Annotated in this window: 19 protein-coding genes; 11 read left to right on the forward strand and 8 right to left on the reverse strand. The window is 42.1% G+C overall.

Annotation, left to right across the window (positions count from 1 at the left end; genetic code table 11):
• Positions 1-7 precede the first annotated feature (7 nt).
• Genes clpX through OFN98_RS07245 form a run of 4 tightly spaced genes read right to left on the reverse strand, consistent with a single transcriptional unit; the run spans position 8 to position 3,589 of the window.
• A complete protein-coding gene (clpX, locus tag OFN98_RS07230; RefSeq protein WP_270876652.1) occupies positions 8-1,243 on the reverse strand; it encodes an ATP-dependent Clp protease ATP-binding subunit ClpX in 1,236 nt (411 codons plus the stop codon).
• Positions 1,243-2,031, reverse strand: coding sequence for an acyl-ACP--UDP-N-acetylglucosamine O-acyltransferase (lpxA, locus tag OFN98_RS07235; RefSeq protein WP_270868980.1), 789 nt, complete (start codon positions 2,029-2,031; stop codon positions 1,243-1,245). The genes clpX and lpxA overlap by 1 nt, the downstream gene beginning before the upstream one ends.
• 1 nt (position 2,032) lies before the next feature.
• Positions 2,033-2,491: a 3-hydroxyacyl-ACP dehydratase FabZ gene (fabZ, locus tag OFN98_RS07240; RefSeq protein WP_270859936.1), complete on the reverse strand. Its 459-nt coding sequence runs from the start codon at positions 2,489-2,491 to the stop codon at positions 2,033-2,035.
• 30 nt (positions 2,492-2,521) lie between these two features.
• The gene (locus OFN98_RS07245; RefSeq protein WP_270876653.1) at positions 2,522-3,589 is read right to left on the reverse strand and encodes an epoxyqueuosine reductase QueH; all 1,068 of its coding nucleotides are present in this window, start codon (positions 3,587-3,589) and stop codon (positions 2,522-2,524) included.
• Between the two features lie 298 nt (positions 3,590-3,887).
• On the opposite strand from OFN98_RS07245, the gene OFN98_RS07250 reads away from it, so the two are divergent.
• From OFN98_RS07250 to OFN98_RS07280, 7 genes are all read left to right on the forward strand, one after another.
• Entirely contained in the window at positions 3,888-7,274 is a 3,387-nt protein-coding gene (locus OFN98_RS07250) for a DUF748 domain-containing protein (RefSeq protein WP_270874853.1), read from the forward strand.
• Positions 7,275-7,803: 529 nt separating this feature from the next.
• A complete protein-coding gene (gene dapB / locus OFN98_RS07255) occupies positions 7,804-8,565 on the forward strand; it encodes a 4-hydroxy-tetrahydrodipicolinate reductase (protein WP_270874854.1) in 762 nt (253 codons plus the stop codon).
• Between the two features lies 1 nt (position 8,566).
• Positions 8,567-9,913 carry an amidophosphoribosyltransferase gene (gene purF / locus OFN98_RS07260; RefSeq protein ID WP_270876654.1) on the forward strand — a complete coding sequence of 449 codons (1,347 nt, stop codon included), beginning with the start codon at positions 8,567-8,569 and terminating at the stop codon, positions 9,911-9,913.
• A 3-nt stretch (positions 9,914-9,916) separates the two neighbouring features.
• Complete coding sequence (locus OFN98_RS07265) at positions 9,917-10,126, forward strand: tautomerase family protein (RefSeq protein ID WP_270862507.1); 210 nt, start codon at positions 9,917-9,919, stop codon at positions 10,124-10,126.
• A 34-nt stretch (positions 10,127-10,160) separates the two neighbouring features.
• Positions 10,161-10,628, forward strand: coding sequence for a thioredoxin-dependent thiol peroxidase (gene bcp, locus OFN98_RS07270; RefSeq protein ID WP_270865558.1), 468 nt, complete (start codon positions 10,161-10,163; stop codon positions 10,626-10,628).
• Between the two features lie 110 nt (positions 10,629-10,738).
• A complete protein-coding gene (locus OFN98_RS07275) occupies positions 10,739-11,503 on the forward strand; it encodes a polysaccharide deacetylase family protein (RefSeq protein WP_270874857.1) in 765 nt (254 codons plus the stop codon).
• 328 nt (positions 11,504-11,831) lie between these two features.
• A complete protein-coding gene (locus OFN98_RS07280; protein WP_270874858.1) occupies positions 11,832-12,686 on the forward strand; it encodes a hypothetical protein in 855 nt (284 codons plus the stop codon).
• 181 nt (positions 12,687-12,867) lie between these two features.
• Here OFN98_RS07280 and OFN98_RS07285 read toward each other — a convergent pair whose 3' ends face one another.
• The 3 genes from OFN98_RS07285 to OFN98_RS07295 form a co-directional block, all read right to left on the reverse strand.
• Positions 12,868-14,205 carry an acetyl-CoA carboxylase biotin carboxylase subunit gene (locus OFN98_RS07285; protein WP_270874859.1) on the reverse strand — a complete coding sequence of 446 codons (1,338 nt, stop codon included), beginning with the start codon at positions 14,203-14,205 and terminating at the stop codon, positions 12,868-12,870.
• Complete coding sequence (gene accB / locus OFN98_RS07290; RefSeq protein ID WP_270859945.1) at positions 14,202-14,663, reverse strand: acetyl-CoA carboxylase biotin carboxyl carrier protein; 462 nt, start codon at positions 14,661-14,663, stop codon at positions 14,202-14,204. The genes OFN98_RS07285 and accB overlap by 4 nt, the downstream gene beginning before the upstream one ends.
• Before the next feature lie 147 nt (positions 14,664-14,810).
• Positions 14,811-15,860 carry a type II asparaginase gene (locus OFN98_RS07295; RefSeq protein ID WP_270870109.1) on the reverse strand — a complete coding sequence of 350 codons (1,050 nt, stop codon included), beginning with the start codon at positions 15,858-15,860 and terminating at the stop codon, positions 14,811-14,813.
• A 131-nt stretch (positions 15,861-15,991) separates the two neighbouring features.
• Between OFN98_RS07295 and dcd the strand changes: the two genes are divergently transcribed.
• From dcd to OFN98_RS07310, 3 genes are read left to right on the forward strand one after another with little or no spacing between them, the layout of a single operon-like run.
• On the forward strand, positions 15,992-16,552 hold the full coding sequence (dcd, locus tag OFN98_RS07300) for a dCTP deaminase (RefSeq protein ID WP_270859947.1): 561 nt from the start codon (positions 15,992-15,994) through the stop codon (positions 16,550-16,552).
• A gap of 9 nt (positions 16,553-16,561) precedes the next feature.
• Positions 16,562-18,790 carry a type I DNA topoisomerase gene (gene topA, locus OFN98_RS07305; protein WP_270874860.1) on the forward strand — a complete coding sequence of 743 codons (2,229 nt, stop codon included), beginning with the start codon at positions 16,562-16,564 and terminating at the stop codon, positions 18,788-18,790.
• Positions 18,791-18,844: 54 nt separating this feature from the next.
• A complete protein-coding gene (locus tag OFN98_RS07310) occupies positions 18,845-19,987 on the forward strand; it encodes a cation:proton antiporter (protein WP_270874861.1) in 1,143 nt (380 codons plus the stop codon).
• 21 nt (positions 19,988-20,008) lie between these two features.
• On the opposite strand, the gene OFN98_RS07315 is transcribed toward OFN98_RS07310, so the two are convergent.
• Entirely contained in the window at positions 20,009-20,218 is a 210-nt protein-coding gene (locus OFN98_RS07315) for a hypothetical protein (protein WP_270874862.1), read from the reverse strand.
• 310 nt (positions 20,219-20,528) lie between these two features.
• Here OFN98_RS07315 and OFN98_RS07320 point away from each other — a divergent pair, with 310 nt between their 5' ends.
• On the forward strand, positions 20,529-21,260 hold the full coding sequence (locus OFN98_RS07320) for a DUF4852 domain-containing protein (protein ID WP_270874863.1): 732 nt from the start codon (positions 20,529-20,531) through the stop codon (positions 21,258-21,260).
• Positions 21,261-21,549 lie beyond the last annotated feature (289 nt).

Below are 21,549 nucleotides of genomic sequence, written 5' to 3' on the forward strand. Positions count from 1 at the left end.
TATTCCCCTATGCAGTTAAATTTTGTTTTACTAATATCGGCTTTGCGCCCTCACTGACTACCTCTTTTGAGATAATCACATCATATCCACTAAGCTCTGGTAGGTCAAACATTATATCAATCATAATCTCTTCAATAATCGATCTAAGTCCCCTAGCACCAGTTTTGCGCTTGATAGCAAATTTTGCTACCTCGCTTAGAGCTTCATCGTCAAATTTCAAATTTGCGCCGTCAATTGCGAAAAGTTTTTGGTATTGTTTTAAAATCGCATTTTTTGGCTCGGTTAAAATTCTAACCATTGCCGTCTCGTCGATTTCGTTTAAACTCGCCATGACATGAAGTCTGCCGATAAGCTCAGGGATTAGCCCATAATGCACCAAATCATCAGCCTCTACCATGCCAAGCAAATTTTGGTTTTCCTTTTTGCTTCGTTTTTCTTGCCCAAAACCAAGCACATTTTTGCCGATTCTGCGTCCGATAATCTCGTTTATGCCATCAAACGCGCCACCGCAAACAAATAAAATATTTGTCGTATCAATCTGAATAAAGTCCTGGTTAGGGTGTTTTCTGCCACCTTTTGGCGGGATATTTACCACACTTCCTTCGATGATTTTAAGAAGCGCTTGTTGCACGCCCTCGCCACTGACATCACGCGTAATCGAGCGATTTTCGCTCATTCTAGCGATTTTATCAATCTCATCGACAAACACAATTCCTCGCTGAGCCCTCTCGACATCGCCACCGGCTGCTTGAAGAAGCCTAGTTAGGATATTTTCGACATCTTCGCCAACATATCCAGCCTCTGTTAGGCTTGTAGCGTCGCTGATTGCAATAGGCACATCTAAAAACCTAGCCAAAGTCTGCGCCATAAGCGTTTTGCCACTTCCTGTCGGACCGATTAGCAAAATATTTGATTTTGAAATTTCAGTATCGTCGCCCTCTATCTCATCTTTGCGAAAAATTCGTTTGTAGTGGTTATAAACACCCACGCTAAAAATCTTTTTCGCCCTTTCTTGGCCGATTACATATCTATCCAAAACCTCCATTAAAGCCTTTGGTTTAATCGCCTCGAAATCTATCTCACCTGCGATTCGTTCGCTCTTTTTCGCGACCTCCCCGCCATGAAGTGCTGCATAAGCCTGATCTATACAATAACTACAAATCGAAGCCGTGCCACTATCGTTTGGGAAAATCGTAAGTCCGTCCTTTTCGCTCGAACCACAAAAACTACATTTATCTGACATTAATTTCTACCCTTATCTAGCGGAATTCCGCGTTTTGTGTTTAATATAAAATCGCACATTTTTTTCACATGCGCATTATCTGTTTCGTTTATCAAAATTTCGGCTTGTTCTTTTAATCCCACGCCTTGGTTAAACAAAAATTTATATGCTTTGTTGATGATTTCGACCGTATCTCTGTCAAATCTACGGCGAATTCCTGTTAAATTTAGCCCCCTGATATAGGCCCTATTTCCCTCCGCTAGACAAAACGGCACTATGTCTTGTCCAAGCGCGCTAGCTCCTGCTATCATGCAACTCTCGCCGATTTTGACGAATTGATGCACGGGGGTTAGACCGCCGATTACTGCGTAATCGCCCATTTGCACATGTCCAGCCAAAGTGGCTGAATTTGCCAAAATAATATTATCGCCTAAAATACAATCATGCGCCACATGGCAATACGCCATCATAAAGATATTATCGCCAATGCGCGTAAATCCGTCTCCCTTGTGCGAACCAGAGCTAATGGTGCAAAATTCGTGGATTGTGGCGTTTTTGCCGATTATAAGGCCTGTTTTTTCGCCTACTTCGAAGCTGATATCTTGCGGGATATCGCCCACAATCGCATAAGAGAAAATTTTAGAATTTTCGCCGATTGTAGTATCGCCGATGATGCGCGCGCCCTGCTTTATCAGCGTGCCAGAGCCGATTTTGGCCTGAGCGCTTATGAACGCATAAGGCTCGATTATGACATCATCGCCCAAAACTGCGCCATCTTCTACGATAGCGGTGTGATGAATTTTGCTCATTTTATTTATCCATTACCATTGCTTGAAGTTCAGCCTCGGCTGCCAAAACATCGCCTCCTGCGTCATCTTTGATATACGCTTCGCCCTTTAACTGCCAAATTCTGCCTCTGTGTTTAATCGCCTCTAAGCGGTATTCTAAGCGGTCCCCTGGGCGCACTGGTTTGCGAAATTTCGCCTTGTCGATACTCATAAAATACACAACCTTATCGCTTAAATCCGTGCCCTCAGCTTCCATAGATTTAAACGCCAAAATTCCCCCAGCTTGGGCAAGTCCCTCGATAATCATCACGCCAGGATAAATCGGGTGGCCAGGAAAATGTCCTTGGAAAATTTGCTCGCCATAGGTGATGTTTTTGTAAGCGATTATCGTTTTTCCCATATCCATATCGGTAACTTTGTCGATCAAAAGCAACGGGTAGCGGTGCGGGAGTATGTTTAAGATTTCGGTTATGTCAATCATTTCGTATCCTTGATAAAAATTCTTGCCATTTTACCCTAACTTTACTAAAATTTCCCTAACATCTAAAAATATCCGAGATAGCGCATAAATCTCCACTTTGGCTGGGTAAATTTCATCTACGACGATGATTGGCGAAAGCGAGCGCGCACCACAAATTTTCGCGCGAATTTGCTCTTGTTTTTTCAGGCTTGGCGGATTTTTTAAAATTTCGGCTGTGTTTTTGAAATCTGTTTTTAAAATTTCGTTGAAAAATTTAAGGCTTAAAATTTTAATCTCGCCCTTATCGCAGTAAAATTTCTCGCAACTCTCATTTATGCTAAATTTGACAAATTCACGCCTAAAATGGGAGTTATGCAAGATAAACGAGGGGCTTATTTGCCCAGAGAATTTCACCCACGCCCTAAGCAGGCGGTAGTTTAAAAACTCATCTCTGATAATCTCAAATTTCACCCCTTCGCGCCTAAATTTCGCCACTTTTTTATAAATTTTAAACTTTTCTTCTATCGAAGCAGGCAAAATTTCCCCGCTAAGTGGCGACATAAGCTCGTAAATTTCGCCCTCTCCGCGCTGTGCGCGTAGCGCAAACATGCAGCCGCAGTAGTTTTGGTGATAGAGGCTGTCTTTTTTGGCTAGGGCAAACTGCTCGTTCGTGCCGCCGTTTTTGCGAAAATCAGGCGCGACAAACTCCAAATTTTGCTCTTTGCAGATTTTTTCTAGCGAATTTACAAGCTGGGCGTGCGATTTTTTGGGGCTCATTAAAAGCGTCGTGGTGATTTTTTTCTCGCCGACAGCGCGCGCGAAGCAGGCGGTGTTTTGCATACGAAAATCGAAGCAAAACTCACAGCGCCTGCCCTTTTCTGGCTCGTTTTCAAGGCCTTTTGCCCCACTAAGCCACGCCTCATAATCATATTCCCCAGCGTAAAATTTAATCCCGAGCCCCTCGCACACGCTCTTTGCGTCCTCCAACCTCAGCAAATACTCGCTGTAAGGGTGTATGTTTGGGTCGTAAAAATACCCTACCAAGGGCTCGTCGCACTCGCGCGCTAACCTACGCAAAAAATAATCACAATCCACCGCACAACAGATATGAACTAACAAAAAATCTCCTTTTAAATTTCGCAAAATTCGCATTATTGCGAAAGAAATGCGAAGCATTTCCTTAAAAATAAAATCAGCTAAATTTAGAGCGAAGCTCTAAATTTAGCCACTTCTAAGGTTTTACAGGGGTGGGGGTTGGTAAGGGGGAGGGTAGCGTCTCCTAAAAAGCGCGCCCTCCCCCTTACAAAAAAACCACATTTGCCCAAAAATTCATTAATAATTAAACCTAAATTTACCTGGTTATTTTTAATTTGCTATAATTTTAGATTATTAAATTTAACAATCAATAGGCGCAAAAATGGTGAAATTTTTAGCAAAACACAAGAAAAAATTTATTTATAGCATTTGTGGGATTGGCGCGTTTTACACGCTTTTTGGCTTTTTTGGTGTGCCACTTCTCATCGAAAAAGCAGTTCCAAAAATCCTAGAAAACGAGGCAAATTTCAGCGTTAAAAGCGCGAAATTTAACCCCTTTACCTACGAGCTAAACATCACCGCTCCCTCGCTTTCGACTTTCAAACCGCTATTTTCGGCAGAGAAAATTGATGTCAAGCTAAAATTTGGCGAGCTGTTTAACAAAACCATAGATATCCAAACCCTGCGCCTGCAAAGCCCTAAAATCAGCATTTCGCGCGAAAATAATGGCTCGTTTAATTTCGAAAGCCTTTATGCTAATAGCGAAAGCGAAAAAACAGACGAAAATTCGAGCATAAATGTCAAGCTGGATAATTTCAAAATCGAAAACGGCGGGGTTTTTTACGAAGATTTAAGCCTTGAAAAGCCCTTTAAAATCGAGCTTGGTAGCTTAAACTACGAAATCGCCGGTCTAAATTTGGCTAGTAATTCTATCGGAAACCACGATTTTAACGCCTCTTCGCAGACTTTCGACAATATCTTTCACTCAGGCTCAATCAGCCTAAATCCGCTTAAAATCAAAGGAAATTTAAGCGTAGAAAATCTCAAAATCAATCCGTTTTGGCTATCGTTTTTGGACATAAAAGACCTCGATCTCCTTGGCGGGAAAATCAGCGCAAATGCCCTTTATGAGGTGGTTTTGGACGAGGAAATCGCGCTAAATTTGAAAAAAAGCAAAATCGCACTAAACGACCTTGCCCTGTTTGCTAGCCAAAATTTAATCAAATCAGAGCAAATTTCGCTTGCAAATATTGATTTTAACGCCAAATTTGGGGAAAATTTAGCCACAAACTTGCGCCTTGACGAAATTTCGCTTAAAAATAGCGATTTTCTAAGCGCAGAAAATAACGCGAGTTTGGGCGAATTTAAGGCTTTTGATTTTGGTTTAAAATTTGGCTTAGAGGGCGAAAATTTGGGCTTAAATGCGAATTTAGACAAGATAAATTTAAGCGAGTGCAAATTTAATGATAGCTTAATAAATTTAAGCGCAGATGGTGGCGAAATTTCGCAAATCAGCGCAAATTTTAAGGGCGAAAACAACGCCTCTAAAACAGAGGCAAAAGTCGCAAAAATCGAAATTTTGCCACTAAATTTAGCCTTGGCGAAATTTGACAAAATAAATTTGGCAAATTTAAACGCAGATGATTTTAGCTTCCAAATGGACGAAAAAGGTTCAAATTTAGCCCTAAATTCGGCCAAATTTGGCGAGCTTAGCCTAGCCAATAAAAACGAAAAATTTAGCGGAATTAAAAATTTAAGCGTGCAAAAGCTAAGCTTTGCCCTAGATAAACTTGCCCTAAATATCGACAAAATCGGCATTGACGCGCCGTTTTTTAACTCAGAGATTAGCGAAGAGGGCGCAAAAAGCATAAACGATTTAAGCGTGATTTCTTACGCGCCTAGCAAGGCAGAAAATGCGAAATTTAGGCAAAATTTACACGCTCAAATTCACACTCTCGCCCCAGAGGGAAATTTCACACAAAATAGCGAAAATAACGGCTCTGCGCGCAGTATTTCACCGGCCAAAAATGAGCCAAAATTTAGCTTTGCTATCGCACAAATCGCGCTAAATGGCGGCCACGCGAAAATCACAGAGAGCTTCGTAGCTCCACAGATTACCCACAACCTCGCTAAAATTGACGCTAGCGTGCAAAATCTATCTAGCAATTTTAGTGCCCCTTTTAGCACCAAAGCAAGCGTGGCAAGCGACGAAATAAGCGCCAACGCGACCTCGAAAATCGCCATAAATCCGCTGAACTTAGACATCGATTTTGATGTCGCCCACCCTGATTTGCGCAAAGCAAACCCGTATTTGGAGCAGTTTTTAAACGCAAAAATCGCAAGTGGTAGCGCAAATTTAAAAGGAAATTTCAAATTTAGCGATAAATTCGCGCTAAATGCTGAAATTTCGGGCAAAAATTTAGCACTAAACGACGCAAAAGGGGCGAAAGTTTTTAGCATAAATAGCGCAAAAGTGGGCGCGCTAAGCCTAAATGAGAGCAAAATTGATATCAAAAATATCGCCATAAACGCCCCTTACGCGAAAATCCATATCGCCAAAAACGGCGAGATAAACCTAGCCAAACTAGCCAAAACTTCGCCAAAATCCACAAGCAAACCAGCCTCCAAATCGCCCGCCCCAAAAGCCCAAGCCAGAGGGCAAAAAGGCGCTTTTGGCGTGAATATTTCAAATCTCAGCGTGCAAAACGGCTCGTTTAACTTTATCGACGATACGCTCTTTATGCCACTAAATATCACGGTCTCCAAAATCAAAACTACAATAGATAAAATCAGCGACAAATCCCAAGCAAACCTCAAATTTAACGGCCTTGTGGGCAAAAGTGGCTTAGGGCAAATCGCTCTTAAAGCCTACCCTTTCGCGCCAGAGCAAAAAAGCGATATTAGCGTGGTTTTAAAAGATGTCGCGCTTGCTGATATCACCCCATACAGCGCGAAATTCGTGGGCTATGAGATAAAAAGTGGCAAGAGCAATTTAAAGCTAAATTATAAAATCAACGCCTCCAAACTAAACGCCACAAACGACATAAACCTCGATAATCTCGTGCTTGGCGAAAAGGTTGAAAGCAAAGACGCGCTGAATTTGCCACTGGATTTAGCGATTTCGATTCTCAAAGACAGCGACGGCCAAATCAATGTCAGCCTGCCAATCAGCGGGAATCTAAACGATCCGAAATTTAGCTTTGGAGGCGTGATTGTGGGGGCTGTGACGAAGCTATTTAGCGATATCGTGCTAAGTCCGTTTAGGTTTTTAGGCAAAATTGCTGGAATCGATACTTCTAGCCTCGACGGAATTGATTTTGAGCCAGCTAGTAGCGAGATTTTGATCAGCGAAAACGAAAAAATCGAGAATCTTGCCACGATTGCAAAATCAAAGCCAGAAATCAAAATCACCCTAACCCCAGCATATAATGAGAAGCTAGATACTAGGGCGTTTAAGCTCGTCACCCTAAACGAAAATATAGACAGGGTAATGCTAAAAGAAAATCTCTCATCTGACGCTGCGATTGCAAGCCTAAGGGCGAAACACCGCATAAAAGAGGGTGGCGAAGAGGGATTTGAAAAACTTATACAGGCGCAAAAATTCACAACCTCTCGTTTGGAGAATTTAGCCGTCGCGCGCGCTAAATCCGTGCAAAATGCACTTGCGAATTTGGGCGTTTCAGACTCACAAATCGTGATTAAAAAGCCTGCAAATGTCAGCGCGAAGCAAGATAGCTTCATCAGCGTCGGCCTTGGCGTAGAGAAGTGAAATTTAAAATTTCGTAATTGCAAGAGAAATGCGAAACATTTCCGTAAAAATAAGATCAGCTAAATTTAGAAAAACTTCGTTTTTCTAAATTTAGCCACCTTGTAAAGCGTCGTCGGGGGTTGGGGGTTTGTAAGGGGGAGGGTAGCGTCTCCTAAAAAGCGCGCCCTCTCCCTTACGGAGAATTTCAAAATTTAGCCTAAAATTTACAAAATCGTTCAATGCTAAATTTAAGTTGAATTTTAAATTTAAATTTCCCTGGATTGCTTCGAAAACTTCGTTTTCTCGCAATGACAGCAAATTTAGCGTTTGGTTATTTTTACTCGTAGATTGCTTCATCGCTGTAAAACAGCTCCTCGCAATGACAAATTGAGGGCGTGGGAATTTCTCTGAACTACCACGCTCGTTACACTCGCTCGCAATGACAGATTAAGCAAAATTTGCGCTACGGAAAATTCCACGCAACGAATTCAGAAATAAGCTAAATTTGGCTATACTACGCCAAATTTTTACAAATTCAGAAAGGGTTAAAATGGTTAGGATTGGTATCCACGGCGGCAGCGGTAGAATGGGAAGTATGATTTATGAGTGTCTGAAAAACTACGAAAACGCGGTAGTTAGCGCGATTTATACTATCGAGGAGCTATCATACAGCCCCAAATGCGTAATCACGGACGATTTGGCGAAATTTTTTGATTCTTGCGATGTGGTGATTGATTTTACCATTAGAGACGGGGCGATAAATTTATTAAAATTCGCCCAAACTCACCCAAAACCCCTTGTCATCGGCACTACTGCCCTAGGCGATGAGGGCGAAGCACTGCTAAAAGAGTGCGCGCAAAAAATGCCAGTTTTTCACGCGACAAATATGAGCCTTGGCGTGGCTGTGCTAAACAAGCTTGTAAATCTAGCTAGCAAGGCTTTGCGCGATTTTGACTGCGAAATAGTCGAAATGCATCACAAACACAAAAAAGACGCCCCAAGTGGCACAGCAATGACGCTAGCTCACACCGCCGCTAGTGCGAGAGAGCTTGATATCAAAAGCGTGCGAGTTAGCGGGCGCGACGGGCTAATCGGAGAGCGGGGCAAAGACGAAATCGCTGTCATGGCGCTTCGTGGTGGTGATATCGTCGGACGCCACACGGTAGGGTTTTACAACGAGGGCGAGTATATCGAACTAAACCATACCGCCACGAGCCGTGCAACCTTCGCCAATGGCGCGATTAAGGCTGGAATTTGGCTTGCCACACAAAAAAATGGCCTTTATAGCATAAATGATTGTTTAGGATTTTAAAATGTGCGCGATAGTAGGAGTTATAAATTCAGCCAATGCGGCTAAAACGGCGGTTTATGGGCTGTTTTCGATGCAACACCGAGGCCAAGAGGCAAGCGGAGTAAGTGCTAATCACAACCACCATATAAACACGGTAAAAGGTCAAGGACTAGTAACCAAAATTTTCACCCCGCAAGCCCTTGAAATTTTAAAGGGCAATAGTGCGATTGGCCACAATCGCTACTCCACAGCGGGCAACGAGAGTATCCACGACGCGCAACCAATCTCCGCTAAATACGCCCTAGGCGAAATTTCAATCGTGCATAATGGAAATTTGATAAACAAAGATAGCGTTAGATCTGAGCTAATCGCCGAGGGAGCGATATTTCAGTCAAATATGGACACAGAAAATATCTTGCATTTAATCGCTAGAAGCAAAGAAAAAAAATTGCAAAACCGCATAATCGAGGCTGTGAAAAAATGCGCTGGGGCGTATTCGCTTCTGATTTTAAGTCGTAGCAAAATGTTTGCCCTGCGCGATCCGCACGGCGTAAGGCCTCTTAGTATCGGAAGACTCAATGACGGCGGATATATCGTAGCGAGCGAGACATGCGCCTTTGATTTGGTGGGAGCGGAGTTCGTGCGAGATGTGAAGCCCGGCGAAATGGTGATTTTCGAAGAGGGCAAAGACGAGATAAAATCGCTTCAAATTTTCGAAGAGGTTGATCCTAGAATTTGCGCGTTTGAATACATATATTTCGCCCGCCCAGACAGCACGGTCGAGGGCAAAAATGTCTATAATATCCGCAAAAAACTAGGCGCAGTTTTGGCTGAGAAATGCAAAGACATAAAGGCTGATTTTGTCGTCCCTGTCCCAGATAGTGGCGTGCCAGCAGCTTTGGGATACTCAGGCGCAAGTGGCGTGCCTTTTGAGTTAGCGATTGTGAGAAATCACTATGTGGGGCGCACCTTTATCGAGCCGACACAAGAAATGCGAAATTTAAAGGTCAAACTCAAACTAAACCCTATGAGCGAGGTTTTGAAAGACAAAAGCATAGTCGTCATTGACGATAGTATCGTGCGAGGAACCACGAGCAAAAAAATCGTCGAGCTTCTGCGCCACGCTGGGGCGAGGGAGATTCACATGTGTATCGCAAGCCCAGAAATCAAGCACCCAGATAGATACGGCATAGACACGCCAAGCTACGCCGAGCTAATCAGCGCAAACAAAAGCACAGAAGAGGTGCGCGAGTATATCGGCGCAGACAGCCTGACATTTCTAAGCATAAATGAGCTTGTCGGCGCGCTAGGAGATGAGCGAAAATATTCGCTAATCAGTTTTGACGGAGATTATTTTATAAAGGAGTAAAAAATGCCAATCATCAATATCCATCTAACCAAACCAGCCCCAAGCAAGGAGTTGCAGGACAAAATCGCCGGTGAAATCACCAAAACAATGGTCGAAAACCTAGGCAAGGTGCCAAGTCGCGTGGTCGTGAAATTCGAATACGACGAGGCTGAGAATTTCTATTTCGGTGGCGAAAGTGTGGCTGATATGCGAAAAAAGGCGCAAAATGGCTGAGACTACATTTAGCGCGGAGGATTTAGCGCGTAAAATCACGCTTGCTAAGGGCGATATGGCGCCAAATTTCGCCCTAGAAAACGCCGATGGCGTGCAAATTCGCCTAAGCGATTTTATCGGCAAAAGGGTCGTTTTGTATTTTTATCCTAAGGATAATACGCCTGGTTGCACCACCGAGGCGTGCGAATTTAGCGAGCTTTGGGATAAATTTATCGCCGAAGACGCCCTGATTATAGGCATTAGCCCGGATAGCACCAAATCACACGCCAGCTTCATCGCCAAGCAAAGCCTGCGCCATATCTTGCTAAGCGACCACGAACGCGAAGTCGCCAAGGCTTACGGCGTGCTTCAAGTGCGCAAAAACTACGGGCGCGAGTATCTAGGGATCGTGCGCTCGACATTTCTAATCGGCAAAGACGGCAAAATCGAAAAAGTCTATAAATCTGTCAAAGCCAAAGACCACGCCGCAAAGGTGCTTGGCGACATTTTGGCGCAAAAATAAACAAAATTTAAGCGCAAATTTGGGGTAAAATTTCGAAATTTTAGCGAATTTCAAAATTTGCCCCTTTTTAAATTTAGCCAAAATTTAGCCAAATTTACAGGGGAGATTCAATGAAAAAATTTTTAATTTTTATCTGCGCTTTTGGGGTTTTGTGTGGCGCGCAGGGCGAAAATTTGACCAAAGAGCAAATTTTGCAAAAATACTCTGACGCAAAGCCTAGCCTTTGGGGCGAGGAATTGCAGGGCGTGATTAAAAATTTCAAAACTGACAAAAAGCAAGTCGCCCTCACACTCGATCTGTGCGGAAGCAAAACGGACGATTTGGACGAGCGAATCGTGGGATTTTTAGAAAAACACAGCCTGAAAGCGACATTTTTTGTAAATTTGCGCTGGATAGAGAAATTCCCGCAAAAATTCGAGCGTTTGCGCCAAAATCCAAATTTCGAAATCGAAAATCACGGCACCGCACACTCCCCAGCCTCGCTAAATGGGGCTAGCATTTACGGCATAAAGGGCACAGCGGATGCTGGCGAGCTATACGATGAAATCGCGCGAAACGCCGATTTAATCGCAAGGCTTACTGGCGCACGCCCGAAATTTTACCGCTCAGGCACGGCGTATTACGATGAGCTTGCCGTGGCGCAGATTTATGATATGGGATACGCGCCCGTGGGATTTAGCGTGCTAGGAGATGCTGGGGCTACGATGAGTGCGGAAGGGGCGCGCACTGCTGTGTCTAGCGCGCGTAGTGGCGATATCATCATCGCTCACGCAAACCACCCCGAAAAGCCAAGTGGCGCAGGCGTGGTGGGGGGCCTTAAAATTTTGGTTAAAAATGGCTTTGAGTTCGTGCGATTAGACGAGGTTTTGGAATAAATTTCGCCCGTTTTGTCATTGGCAAAATTTGCGAAATATTTTGTGGCGATTCAGAGAAATTCCCTAGCCCTTGATTTGTCATTGCGAGCAAGCCTGCTTGCGTGGCAATCTACGAGCTTGAAATTCAAAGTCAGCGTTTTGGCCAATTTCATTGAATTTTAAAATTTTGCGAATTTAGCGATTGGTGATTTTAATTCGTAGATTGCTTCGTCAAGACTGCGCCTTTCCTCGCAATGACAGATTTAGCAAAATTTGCGTTCAATGCGTCATTGCAAAAATGCGAAACATTTCGTATCGTCTTTGGCGATACGACCTGAAAGGAAAATTTATGGACTTAATTATAACTTTTGTATTTGCCGCTTATGTAGTAGTAAGCGTTATAATATGCGTTATTGTGGGTGCAGTTTCAAAAAGCAATAAAGCAGTGGCTATATCTGTTGCCTTATGTGTTTTGGTGCCGTTTTACGATGTCGTTCCTACTAGGATTATCGCAAATAAATATTGCCAAATAGAGCCTAAATCTAAGATTGATAAAATTGTAGAATATCCAAAAAGTGTATATGTCGAAATCAATAGTAGCGATAAAGATGAAATACTCTATAATGGTCAATTATGTGGGGAATTCGATGAAGCTATGTTGGACGGAATTCATGTTGAGAAAATAGCTGTTAATTGTTACGGCGAAATCATACAAGAAGAATTTGATACAAATTCATCAAATTATAAACAATATATAAATTTAATTTCGCAATATCAAAATTTGACAGATAAGTCAAGTAAGTATAAATTTTATAATGAAAATATACAAGATATTAGGCGTAAAATAATAAAAAGCGAAATAATAAAAAATGATGACAATATTGTAAAAGATTATAATTACTTAATAGTTATAAATCAAAAAAATGAAATTTCTAAAAATTATTTTGAAAATACATTTTTTCACTTAAATGATATTTATGTGATAGATAATAAGAGCAAAGAAAAAATAGCTTTTTGGAAAATGTATATTAGAAATAAAGAAGCGACTTTTATTTTCCCTGAAATATTAATGCCACATTTTACCGATGATTACCAATTTACAAGGAAAGTATGTGGCAGAAGACAAGAGATAGAAAAAGTCTTTGATATGAAAAAATGGAGTTTTGATTTTTCAAATTTGTTTGACCATTATATCTATCGCTGATAAAAATTCAAAAATTTTAATAAAGGAGAAATCTAATGAATACATTAGAGCAAAACATTACGGAATTCGGGCTGTTAGCCGAAATGGCTTATTTAAAGCAAAATAAAATTTTTAATGAAATGAAATAAAAATGAATAATTTAGCTAAATTTAGCCCAAATTCATGGGCTAAATTTAGAATTTTAGTGTTTTGACAGATAGTTTGTATCGTAGTCGTTGTTGATAAAATCAGGGTTGTTCATCATAGCGATGTGGAAATCACGGGTCGATTTGATACCGCCGATGACGAGCTGGGATAGTGCGATTTTCATCTTCGAAATCGCGCGAAGCCTGTCTTTGTCATGCACGATGAGCTTGCCAATCATACTATCGTAAAATGCCGGCACACTGTATCCCTCATACACATGGCTATCCATACGCACATTGCGTCCGCCAGGTGCTATGTAGCGAGTGATTTTGCCCGGATTTGGCATGAAGCTTTTCGGATCTTCGGCTGTGATTCTGCACTCGATCGCATGTCCGCTAAATTTAATCTCATCTTGGCTAGGGAGCTTATGACCCTCGGCTACCCTTATCATTTGCTCGATCAAATCAAGTCCTGAGCGCATTTCGCTGATTGTATGCTCGACCTGCAAGCGCGTATTCATTTCGATGAAATAAAAATTCTTATCCTTGCTGTCGTATAAAAACTCAAATGTTCCCGCACTGACATAGCCAATCGCCTTAGTCGCGCGAACGGCTGTTTCTAGGAGCTTGGCGCGGGTTTCATCGTCGAGTATCACCGCCGGGCTCTCTTCGATTAGCTTTTGGTGACGGCGTTGCATAGAGCAGTCGCGCTCGCCCACATGTAGAACATTTCCGTGCTCGTCGCCGATGACTTGAACCTCGATATGGCGCGGATTTGTGATGTATTTTTCCATATACATTGTCCCGTCGCCAAACGCACTCATAGCCTCGCTCTCAGCCGACCAGAAAAGCTTTTCTAAATCCTCTTCTCTCTCGACCACTCTCATACCGCGTCCGCCACCACCAGCGGCTGCTTTGATGATGACAGGATAGCCGATTTCTTTGGCTAGTTTGCGCGCAGCCTCGACATCGGCAATCGCGCCATCTGATCCTGGCACAACTGGGATTCCAGCTCTCATCATTACTTGCTTAGCCTTGCTTTTATCGCTCATTAGCGTCATAGCTTCAACACTTGGGCCGATAAATTTAATGCCGTGTTTAGCGCAAATTTCGACGAAATTTTGATTTTCGCTCAAAAAACCATATCCTGGAAAAATAGCGTCAGCCTCTGTCAGCTCGCATGCTGTGATGATCGCAGGGATATTGAGGTAGCTATCAGTCGAACGCGGCCCACCTATGCAAATCGCAGCGTCAGCATATTTGACATAAAGTGCGTCTTGATCGGCTGTTGAATGCACGACAATGGCCTTTTTGCCCATTTCCTGAATAGTGCGAAGTGCGCGAAGTGCTATCTCACCGCGGTTTGCGATAAGAATTTTATTTAGCTCTTTCATAGCTTTTCAACCTCAAATAGCGACATAGCGTATTCTACTGGCTGTCCGTCCTCTACTAGCGATTTGATGATACGACAATCAAACTCAGCCTCGACCTCGTTCATAATCTTCATCGCTTCGATAATGCCGATAGTATCGCCTTTATGCACGACTTGACCAGCGCTTACAAATGGATTTGCGCCAGGACTCGCAGCCTTGTAAAAAGTGCCAACCATAGGGCTATCGATAGTATCCATGCTAGCCTTGCTAGCTGCGTGAGAGTCGCCTACGACGACATTTACAGCTGGCACAGCAGCCGGGGCGTGCGGTGCAGGTGTGGCACATGCTGCGCCGGTTTCGATATCTGCGCCGAATTTTTTAATTTCGATTTCAAAATCGTCATTTTTAATTTTAATCTTACTTAGTGATGATTTTTCGTCGAAGAAAGTCATCAATTCCTTAATATCTTCTTGTTTCATTTATTTCTCCTAAAAATAGAAATTCCAAAGGCGCATTTTACCTAAATTTAGTTAATTCTTACATTAAATTTAAATTTGACGAAATTTTATGGAATTTAAAGTGAAGTAAAATTTAAAAAAGGGCGCAAAATCTGCGCCCAAGAGTTATTAATGAGTAGCGTAAATTTCAGCAATTTTCGCTTTGTCTAGACCTTTTGAAAGGGCAAGTTGTAATAAAACCCTAGCTTTGGCAGCGTTTAGGTTATCGCTTGTCAAAAAGCCGTATTTTGCGTCATCAACTTCTGCGCCAACGCTTGTTGAGCCTGAACCTGTGCGAGAAGCGCGAACTACGACAACGCCAGCTTCGCTAGCTTTTGCAAGTGCAGCCTCGACAGTTGGGAAAGGATTTCCATTACCCATGCCAGCTAGCACGATACCTTTGGCGCCGTTTGCAACAGCAGTTTCAACGAAATCTGCCACATCTTGTGCATGAGCAAACAAAATATCAACGCGTGGAAGCTCTTTTACATCTTTGATGTTGAATACACTATCGACTGTGTGTTTGCGAAGTGGATTCATATAAAAATTTACGATTCCGTAATTTACGGTGCCGATTTTGCCAGCGTTTGGCGAAGCAAATGTATCAACAGCAGTTGTGTTTGTTTTAGTTACTTCGCGCGCTGCGTGAATTTCGTCGTTCATTACGACCATTACGCCTTTTTCGCGAGCACTTGGGTTGATTGCGACATTTACGCCATTAAAGATATTTAGCGGGCCATCTGCGCTTAGCGAAGTGCCAGATCTCATCGCGCCAACCATTACGATAGGTTTTTTAGTTTTTACAACCAAATTTAGAAAATACGCTGTCTCTTCCATAGTATCAGTTCCGTGAGTGATGACTACACCATCGACATCGTTTTTCGTAAGTAGCTCATTTACGCGGTTTGCTAGTTTTAGCCAAACTTCATCGTTCATCTCTTGTGAGCCGATTTGTGAAATTTGCTCGCCTTTGACATTTGCGATGTCGTTGATTTGAGGAACGGCAGCTAGCAATTCATCGACAGTTTTTGTGCCTGATGTGTAATCACCGCTAACAGCGCTATCACCTCCACCAGCGATTGTGCCACCTGTGGCCAAAATGTAGATGTTTGGTTTAGCCGCAACTAGTGATGAAGCGATAAAAAGCGCAGCGAACGCGAATTTGCCTAAGATTTTCATCTTGTCTCCTTAAAATTTGATAAATTTCTGCATTTAATTGCAAAATTAAATTTGAATTATAGCACCAAATTTGTAAATCGTGGAATTTTATTGCTATAATGCGCGAAAAATTTTTCAGTTTAAGGATAAATATGGGACTAAAAAGTGATAAATGGATTAGAGAAATGTCGCAAAAACACGCTATGATAGTGCCATTTGCCGAAGAGCAAGTGGGCAAAGGCGTGGTGAGCTATGGCGTATCAAGCTATGGATATGATATCAGAGTGGGAAATGAGTTTAAAATTTTCACAAATATCGGTGGCACGGTCGTCGATCCTAAGAATTTCGACGAAAAAAATGTCGTGGATTTTGTAGGCGATATCTGTATCGTCCCGCCAAATTCTTTCGCGCTAGCTCGCACAATCGAGTATTTTAATATGCCTTCTGATGTGCTTGCAATCTGCCTTGGCAAGAGCACTTACGCAAGGTGCGGAATCATCGTAAATGTAACGCCTTTTGAGCCGGGATTTAAGGGGCATATCACAATCGAAATCTCAAACACAACCCCGCTTCCAGCCAAAATTTACGCAAACGAGGGAATCGCGCAGGTGTTGTTTTTGCAAGGCGATGAGCCGTGCGAAGTAACATACGCCGACAAAAAGGGCAAATACCAAGCCCAAGAGGGCATTACGCTACCAAGAATTTTAAAATAAGAGAGAAATATGAAAAATTTAGTCATAGTTGAATCACCAGCCAAAGCCAAAACGATAAAAAAATTTTTAGGCGAAGATTACGAAGTAATCGCTAGCAAAGGTCATATCCGCGACCTTCCGCAGAAAAAATTTGGCATTAAAATCGACGGCAACAAATTTAGCCCCGAATACGAAATCAGCACCGATCACGAAGCAATCGTGTCGCAGATAAAAAATTTAGCCAAAAAAGCAGGTCAAATTTACCTAGCAACCGACGAGGATAGAGAGGGAGAGGCGATAGCATACCATATCGCAGAATCAATCGGCAAAGCCCCAACCAGCCTGCCTCGCATTGTATTTCACGAAATCACAAAAAGCGCGATTGATAACGCCATAAACTCACCTCGCACGCTCGATATGAATAGCGTAAATGCCCAACAAGCGCGTCGCTTGCTAGATCGCATAGTAGGATACAAGCTAAGCCCGCTACTAAACACCAAAATCCAAAGAGGGCTAAGCGCTGGGCGCGTCCAAAGCGCGGCTTTAAAAATCATTGTCGATAAAGAGCGCGAAATAAGGGCGTTTGTGCCGGTAGAATACCACAGCATAGACGCTGTTTTTAAGAAAAAGCTAGAAGCCGAATTTGTCAAATTTAACGGCGAAAAAATGGAAAAACTATCCATAAAAACAAAAGCCCAGGCCGATAAAATTTTAAAAATTTTAAAAAGCGAAGAATTTAGCGTTAGCGCGATTGAGAGCAAATCTCGCAAAACAGCCCCAAGCGCGCCGTTTATGACAAGCACGCTTCAACAAGCAGCCTCGACTAGCCTTGGCTTTAATCCGCGCAAGACTATGAGCCTAGCCCAGAGCCTGTATGAGGGTGTGAATACGAATTTTGGCGGTGCGATTACATATATGAGAACAGATAGTCTAAATTTAGCCAAAGAAGCCGTTGCTGCCGCACGCGATATGATCGAAAAAACCTATGGCGCGCAGTATCTGCCAAAATCGCCAAATATCTACACTACCAAATCCAAAGGCGCGCAAGAAGCCCACGAGGCGATTCGCCCTACAAACATAGCCTTTACACCACAAATGGCAAAGGCCACGCTCCCACGCGACGAAGCTAGGCTTTATACGCTGATTTATAATCGTTTCATCGCATGCCAAATGAGCGCTTCTACCTCAGATATCCAAACAATCACGATTTGCGGGCAGAGCGCCGAATTTCGCATAAGCGGGCGCAAGGTTACATTTGACGGATTTTACAAGGTTTATGGCGATTTGGATAAGGATAAAATTTTGCCTGAGCTTAAAAAAGGCGATAAAATGGAGCTTGAAAGCCTAGGAAGCGAGCAGCATTTCACCGAAGCACCAGCTAGGTATTCAGAAGCGAGTTTGATTAAAAAGCTAGAAAGTCTAGGCATTGGCAGACCAAGCACTTATGCGCCAACTATCACGCTTCTAACCTCGAAAAAATATGTCGAAATCGACAAAAAACAGCTAATCCCAGCCGAGGTCGCCTTTAAAATCACCGAGGTTTTGGAGGGGCATTTTAAAAATATCGTTGATAGCAATTTCACCGCCAAAATGGAAGAAAAACTCGACGAAATCGCCGAAAATAAGGCTGATTGGCAAGAAATTTTGGCGAATTTTTACTACCCATTTATGGACGAAATCGCCAAAGGCAAGAGCGAAATCGCTAGCCAAAAAATCTCCGAACCAATCGGCGAGAAGTGCCCACAATGTGGCAAAGAGCTAGTAAGGCGCGCTGGGCGTTTTGGCGAATTTATCGCGTGCGAGGGCTATCCGAAATGCAAATACTCTCGCAATCTAGGCGAGAGCGCAGATGAGGCAAGCAAATCTGAGCCTGAAAAAATCGGCGAGAAATGCCCACAATGTGGCAAAGAGTTGGTCAAGCGCGCTGGGCGTTTTGGCGAGTTTATCGCGTGCGAGGGCTATCCGAAATGCAAATACTCTCGCCAAATCGAAGGCGCAGCCAAAGCCCCAGCCAAAAAGGCCACCAGCACCGGCGTAATCTGCCCAAAATGCGCCAAGGGCGATGTGGTCGAGAGATTTTCGCGCAGGGGGAAATTTTATGGTTGCTCGAACTATCCAAAGTGCGATTTTGTGAGCAACTACGCCGTGCTTTCGCGCAAATGCCCTGAGTGCAAAAACACCTACATGGTGCGAAAAGAGCTGAAAAAAGGCAATTTCGCCGAGTGTCCGAAATGCAAATTTAAAGAGGAAATCGAATAAACAAATTTAGCCATTGCCAAATTTGGCGTGGCTAAATTTCGGAATTTAACCAAAATGAGCGAAATTTTAATTTTAATCACGCTAGGATTTTTCATATTTACCTCGCCGTATCTAGCCAAAGTGCTAAAAATCCCAGTCTCACCCACAGAGATAATCCTAGGCATAATCGCTGGAAATTTAGGCCTGCTTTATGCCAATCCCACCTTTGATTTCGCCTCTAAAATCGGGTTTTATTACCTTATGTTTTTGGCTGGGGCGGAAGTGGATTTTCGCTTTTTGTTTAAAATTTCGCGCCAAATTTTAAAAAAATCGCTTCTGTTTTTGACCCTGCTTTATATCTTGGGTGCGATTTTGGTAGCGATTTTTGATTTGCCAAATTTAATCATCATCGCCGTGCCACTTATGAGCGTAGGACTGCTCTCGACGCTGTATAAGGACTACGGCAAGGACGAAGAGTGGCTCAATCTAGCCATGCTAGTAGGCGTGCTTGGCGAGATAGTAAGCATCGTAGCACTTAGCGTGGTGGGGATTTACCTAAAAGACGGCTTTGGGGCGAGTATGCTGCTTAAAATCGGCTCGCTTGTGGGATTTATCGGCGCAATCGCGCTAGTGTTTAAGTCCCTAGAAATGGTATTTTGGTGGTATCCGAGCCTAAAAACCATAATCATGCCACACTATGACAAAAACGAAAAAGACATACGCTTTGCTATGGCGATTTTTTGCTTAGTTTGCGCGAGCGCGTCGTGGCTAGATATCGAAATCTTTATCGCAGCCTTCATCGCGGGGGCGTTTTTGCCGACATTTTTCTCGCACAAAGAGGGCCTCGTGCCAAAGCTATCGTCGTTTGGCTTTGGCTTTATCGTGCCGATATTTTTCATACACACAGGCGCAGCGGTAGAGCTGGACGCACTGCTAATGCCCGGGGTTTTGAAATTTTGCCTGCTGTTAGCTGGGATAATGATTTTTACGAGAATTTTATGCGCTGGGGTGTTTTGGGAGATACTGCGCGCGCGAGCAGGCGCACTTTTTGCGCTTAGCCTCTCAATGCCACTGACGCTTTTGATCGCGACTGCGACGCTGTTTTTCGAGGCAAATTTCATAAGCAAAGAGATTTATTACGCTATGATCGTCGCCTCGCTAATCGAAGCTTTGGTAGCGATGATACTGATAAATTTTATTTTTAATTATAAAAAGTAAAATTTAATCAATGCAAATTTTTTAAAATTTTAAATTAATTTTTCTAATATCTTTGATTTCTAATCCAAATTTTTCTTTGCCATAGTTTGATTTTGAAATACAGCGTGGATTTTCGACACTGACCAAATTTAAATTTGATTGTAGAATTTTAGAATTCGGAAGCATAGAAGCGTTTAGCGTGGCAGAAAATCCAAAAATTATGGCGATGAATATATTTATAAATTTATTCATATTCATACTCTCCACTCAAAGACTAGTTCTATATTAATTGAATTTAAAACATCGCTTACTTGTAAAAGAAAATTTTTACCTTTTTCGTTTATACAATGTCTAGATACTATTTTTATTTTAATTTTTTACTTTTTAATTTTTCGTAGCACAAAAATTGATTGCAGACTTGCTCAAAATTTAACAATTCTCACGATAACTTTGACAAAAAATATCAAATTTAACCATAATTTTTCCAAAAAATCTCAGTTTTAAACTATGTTTAAGCCCGCCCTCTTTATAATTACCTTAAATTTACTTTAAAGGATAAATTATGTTAAAAAAACTCCTTTTGGTGTCGCTAGTTTGCGGATTGTGTTTTGGCGGGGAAGCTATCGATTTTAACGGAAATGTTAGCGATGAGTTGGTCTTACACGCTCTTGCAAACAATAATATAATAGAAGATAATATAGCAGGAGCATGGTATTTATATCATTTTGATGACTCAAAATACTACAAAGTCAAAGATGATGAATTTGAAAGAGCAGATGCCTACAAACAAGCAAAAGAAGCATTAGAAAAGCTAAAAGAACAACACAAAAACCTTGATACAAACAAAATTTATTCTATGCTCTCAATAGCAGAATTTGATGAATATGATTTTGAAAAAGAGGAATTTCCTGTTAAATTTATAACCAAAGATAGCTTTTATAATCTTAGTAAGGGAAAAATTGCAAGGGCTCTAAGCGGTAGCGATCAAGGTATTTTAGTTTTTGATAATGTCAATACCGATAAGCATATTTTAAAAATGGCAAAAGATGAAGCAAAAGAGTTTTTAAAAGCTAAAAAATCACCTGGTTATATCGATAGGGTTATTGATATAGATATAGAATTTTCACTAAGCAAAGTAGAATTTAGTGAAAATAGCAAACAGATAGAGGAAGATTATCATTGCCCTGAGATAGTAGTTACGGGACATATAAAAAAGCTAACGCTTCTAGATAGAAAGGTCAAAGATCCAAAAAGCAAAAAACCAAAAGTCCTATCTGTGGTAGAATACGAGTAAAAATCTAATCCCCCTGCAAAGCATTTTTGCACGGGGATTTTTAAATTTTTTTGTATAAATCGTATGGTGGGCAACTTATTGCCCACCATAATGGTAAGCAAATAATATGCAAATTTATGCACATGTTTTATTGTATAACATTAAAGAAAATTTACAACTAATTAAATTTTGATTGATTAAATTTTAAAGCAAGAATAAAAACAAAGTCCGCAACGACCTACTTTCCCGACATCCGAGTAACGGAGAGTATCATCAGCCATGATGAGCTTAGCTTCTTGGTTCGGTATGG

The sequence above is a fragment of the Campylobacter sp. JMF_15 NE4 genome, assembly GCF_027737645.1.
GTDB lineage: Bacteria > Campylobacterota > Campylobacteria > Campylobacterales > Campylobacteraceae > Campylobacter_B.

Excerpts from the sequence above, each read along its gene's own strand:
- OFN98_RS07275 (WP_270874857.1), top strand. The coding sequence starts at position 10,739 with ATGAAAAAATTTTTAATTTTTATCTGCGCTTTTGGGGTTTTGTGTGGC.
- OFN98_RS07265 (WP_270862507.1), top strand. The coding sequence starts at position 9,917 with ATGCCAATCATCAATATCCATCTAACCAAACCAGCCCCAAGCAAGGAG.
- OFN98_RS07310 (WP_270874861.1), top strand. The coding sequence starts at position 18,845 with ATGAGCGAAATTTTAATTTTAATCACGCTAGGATTTTTCATATTTACC.
- dcd (WP_270859947.1), top strand. The coding sequence starts at position 15,992 with ATGGGACTAAAAAGTGATAAATGGATTAGAGAAATGTCGCAAAAACAC.
- purF (WP_270876654.1), top strand. The coding sequence starts at position 8,567 with ATGTGCGCGATAGTAGGAGTTATAAATTCAGCCAATGCGGCTAAAACG.
- clpX (WP_270876652.1), bottom strand. The coding sequence starts at position 1,243 with ATGTCAGATAAATGTAGTTTTTGTGGTTCGAGCGAAAAGGACGGACTT.
- OFN98_RS07280 (WP_270874858.1), top strand. The coding sequence starts at position 11,832 with ATGGACTTAATTATAACTTTTGTATTTGCCGCTTATGTAGTAGTAAGC.
- OFN98_RS07285 (WP_270874859.1), bottom strand. The coding sequence starts at position 14,205 with ATGAAAGAGCTAAATAAAATTCTTATCGCAAACCGCGGTGAGATAGCA.
- lpxA (WP_270868980.1), bottom strand. The coding sequence starts at position 2,031 with ATGAGCAAAATTCATCACACCGCTATCGTAGAAGATGGCGCAGTTTTG.
- OFN98_RS07320 (WP_270874863.1), top strand. The coding sequence starts at position 20,529 with ATGTTAAAAAAACTCCTTTTGGTGTCGCTAGTTTGCGGATTGTGTTTT.
- fabZ (WP_270859936.1), bottom strand. The coding sequence starts at position 2,491 with ATGATTGACATAACCGAAATCTTAAACATACTCCCGCACCGCTACCCG.
- dapB (WP_270874854.1), top strand. The coding sequence starts at position 7,804 with ATGGTTAGGATTGGTATCCACGGCGGCAGCGGTAGAATGGGAAGTATG.
- topA (WP_270874860.1), top strand. The coding sequence starts at position 16,562 with ATGAAAAATTTAGTCATAGTTGAATCACCAGCCAAAGCCAAAACGATA.
- OFN98_RS07295 (WP_270870109.1), bottom strand. The coding sequence starts at position 15,860 with ATGAAAATCTTAGGCAAATTCGCGTTCGCTGCGCTTTTTATCGCTTCA.
- OFN98_RS07250 (WP_270874853.1), top strand. The coding sequence starts at position 3,888 with ATGGTGAAATTTTTAGCAAAACACAAGAAAAAATTTATTTATAGCATT.
- OFN98_RS07315 (WP_270874862.1), bottom strand. The coding sequence starts at position 20,218 with ATGAATAAATTTATAAATATATTCATCGCCATAATTTTTGGATTTTCT.
- accB (WP_270859945.1), bottom strand. The coding sequence starts at position 14,663 with ATGAAACAAGAAGATATTAAGGAATTGATGACTTTCTTCGACGAAAAA.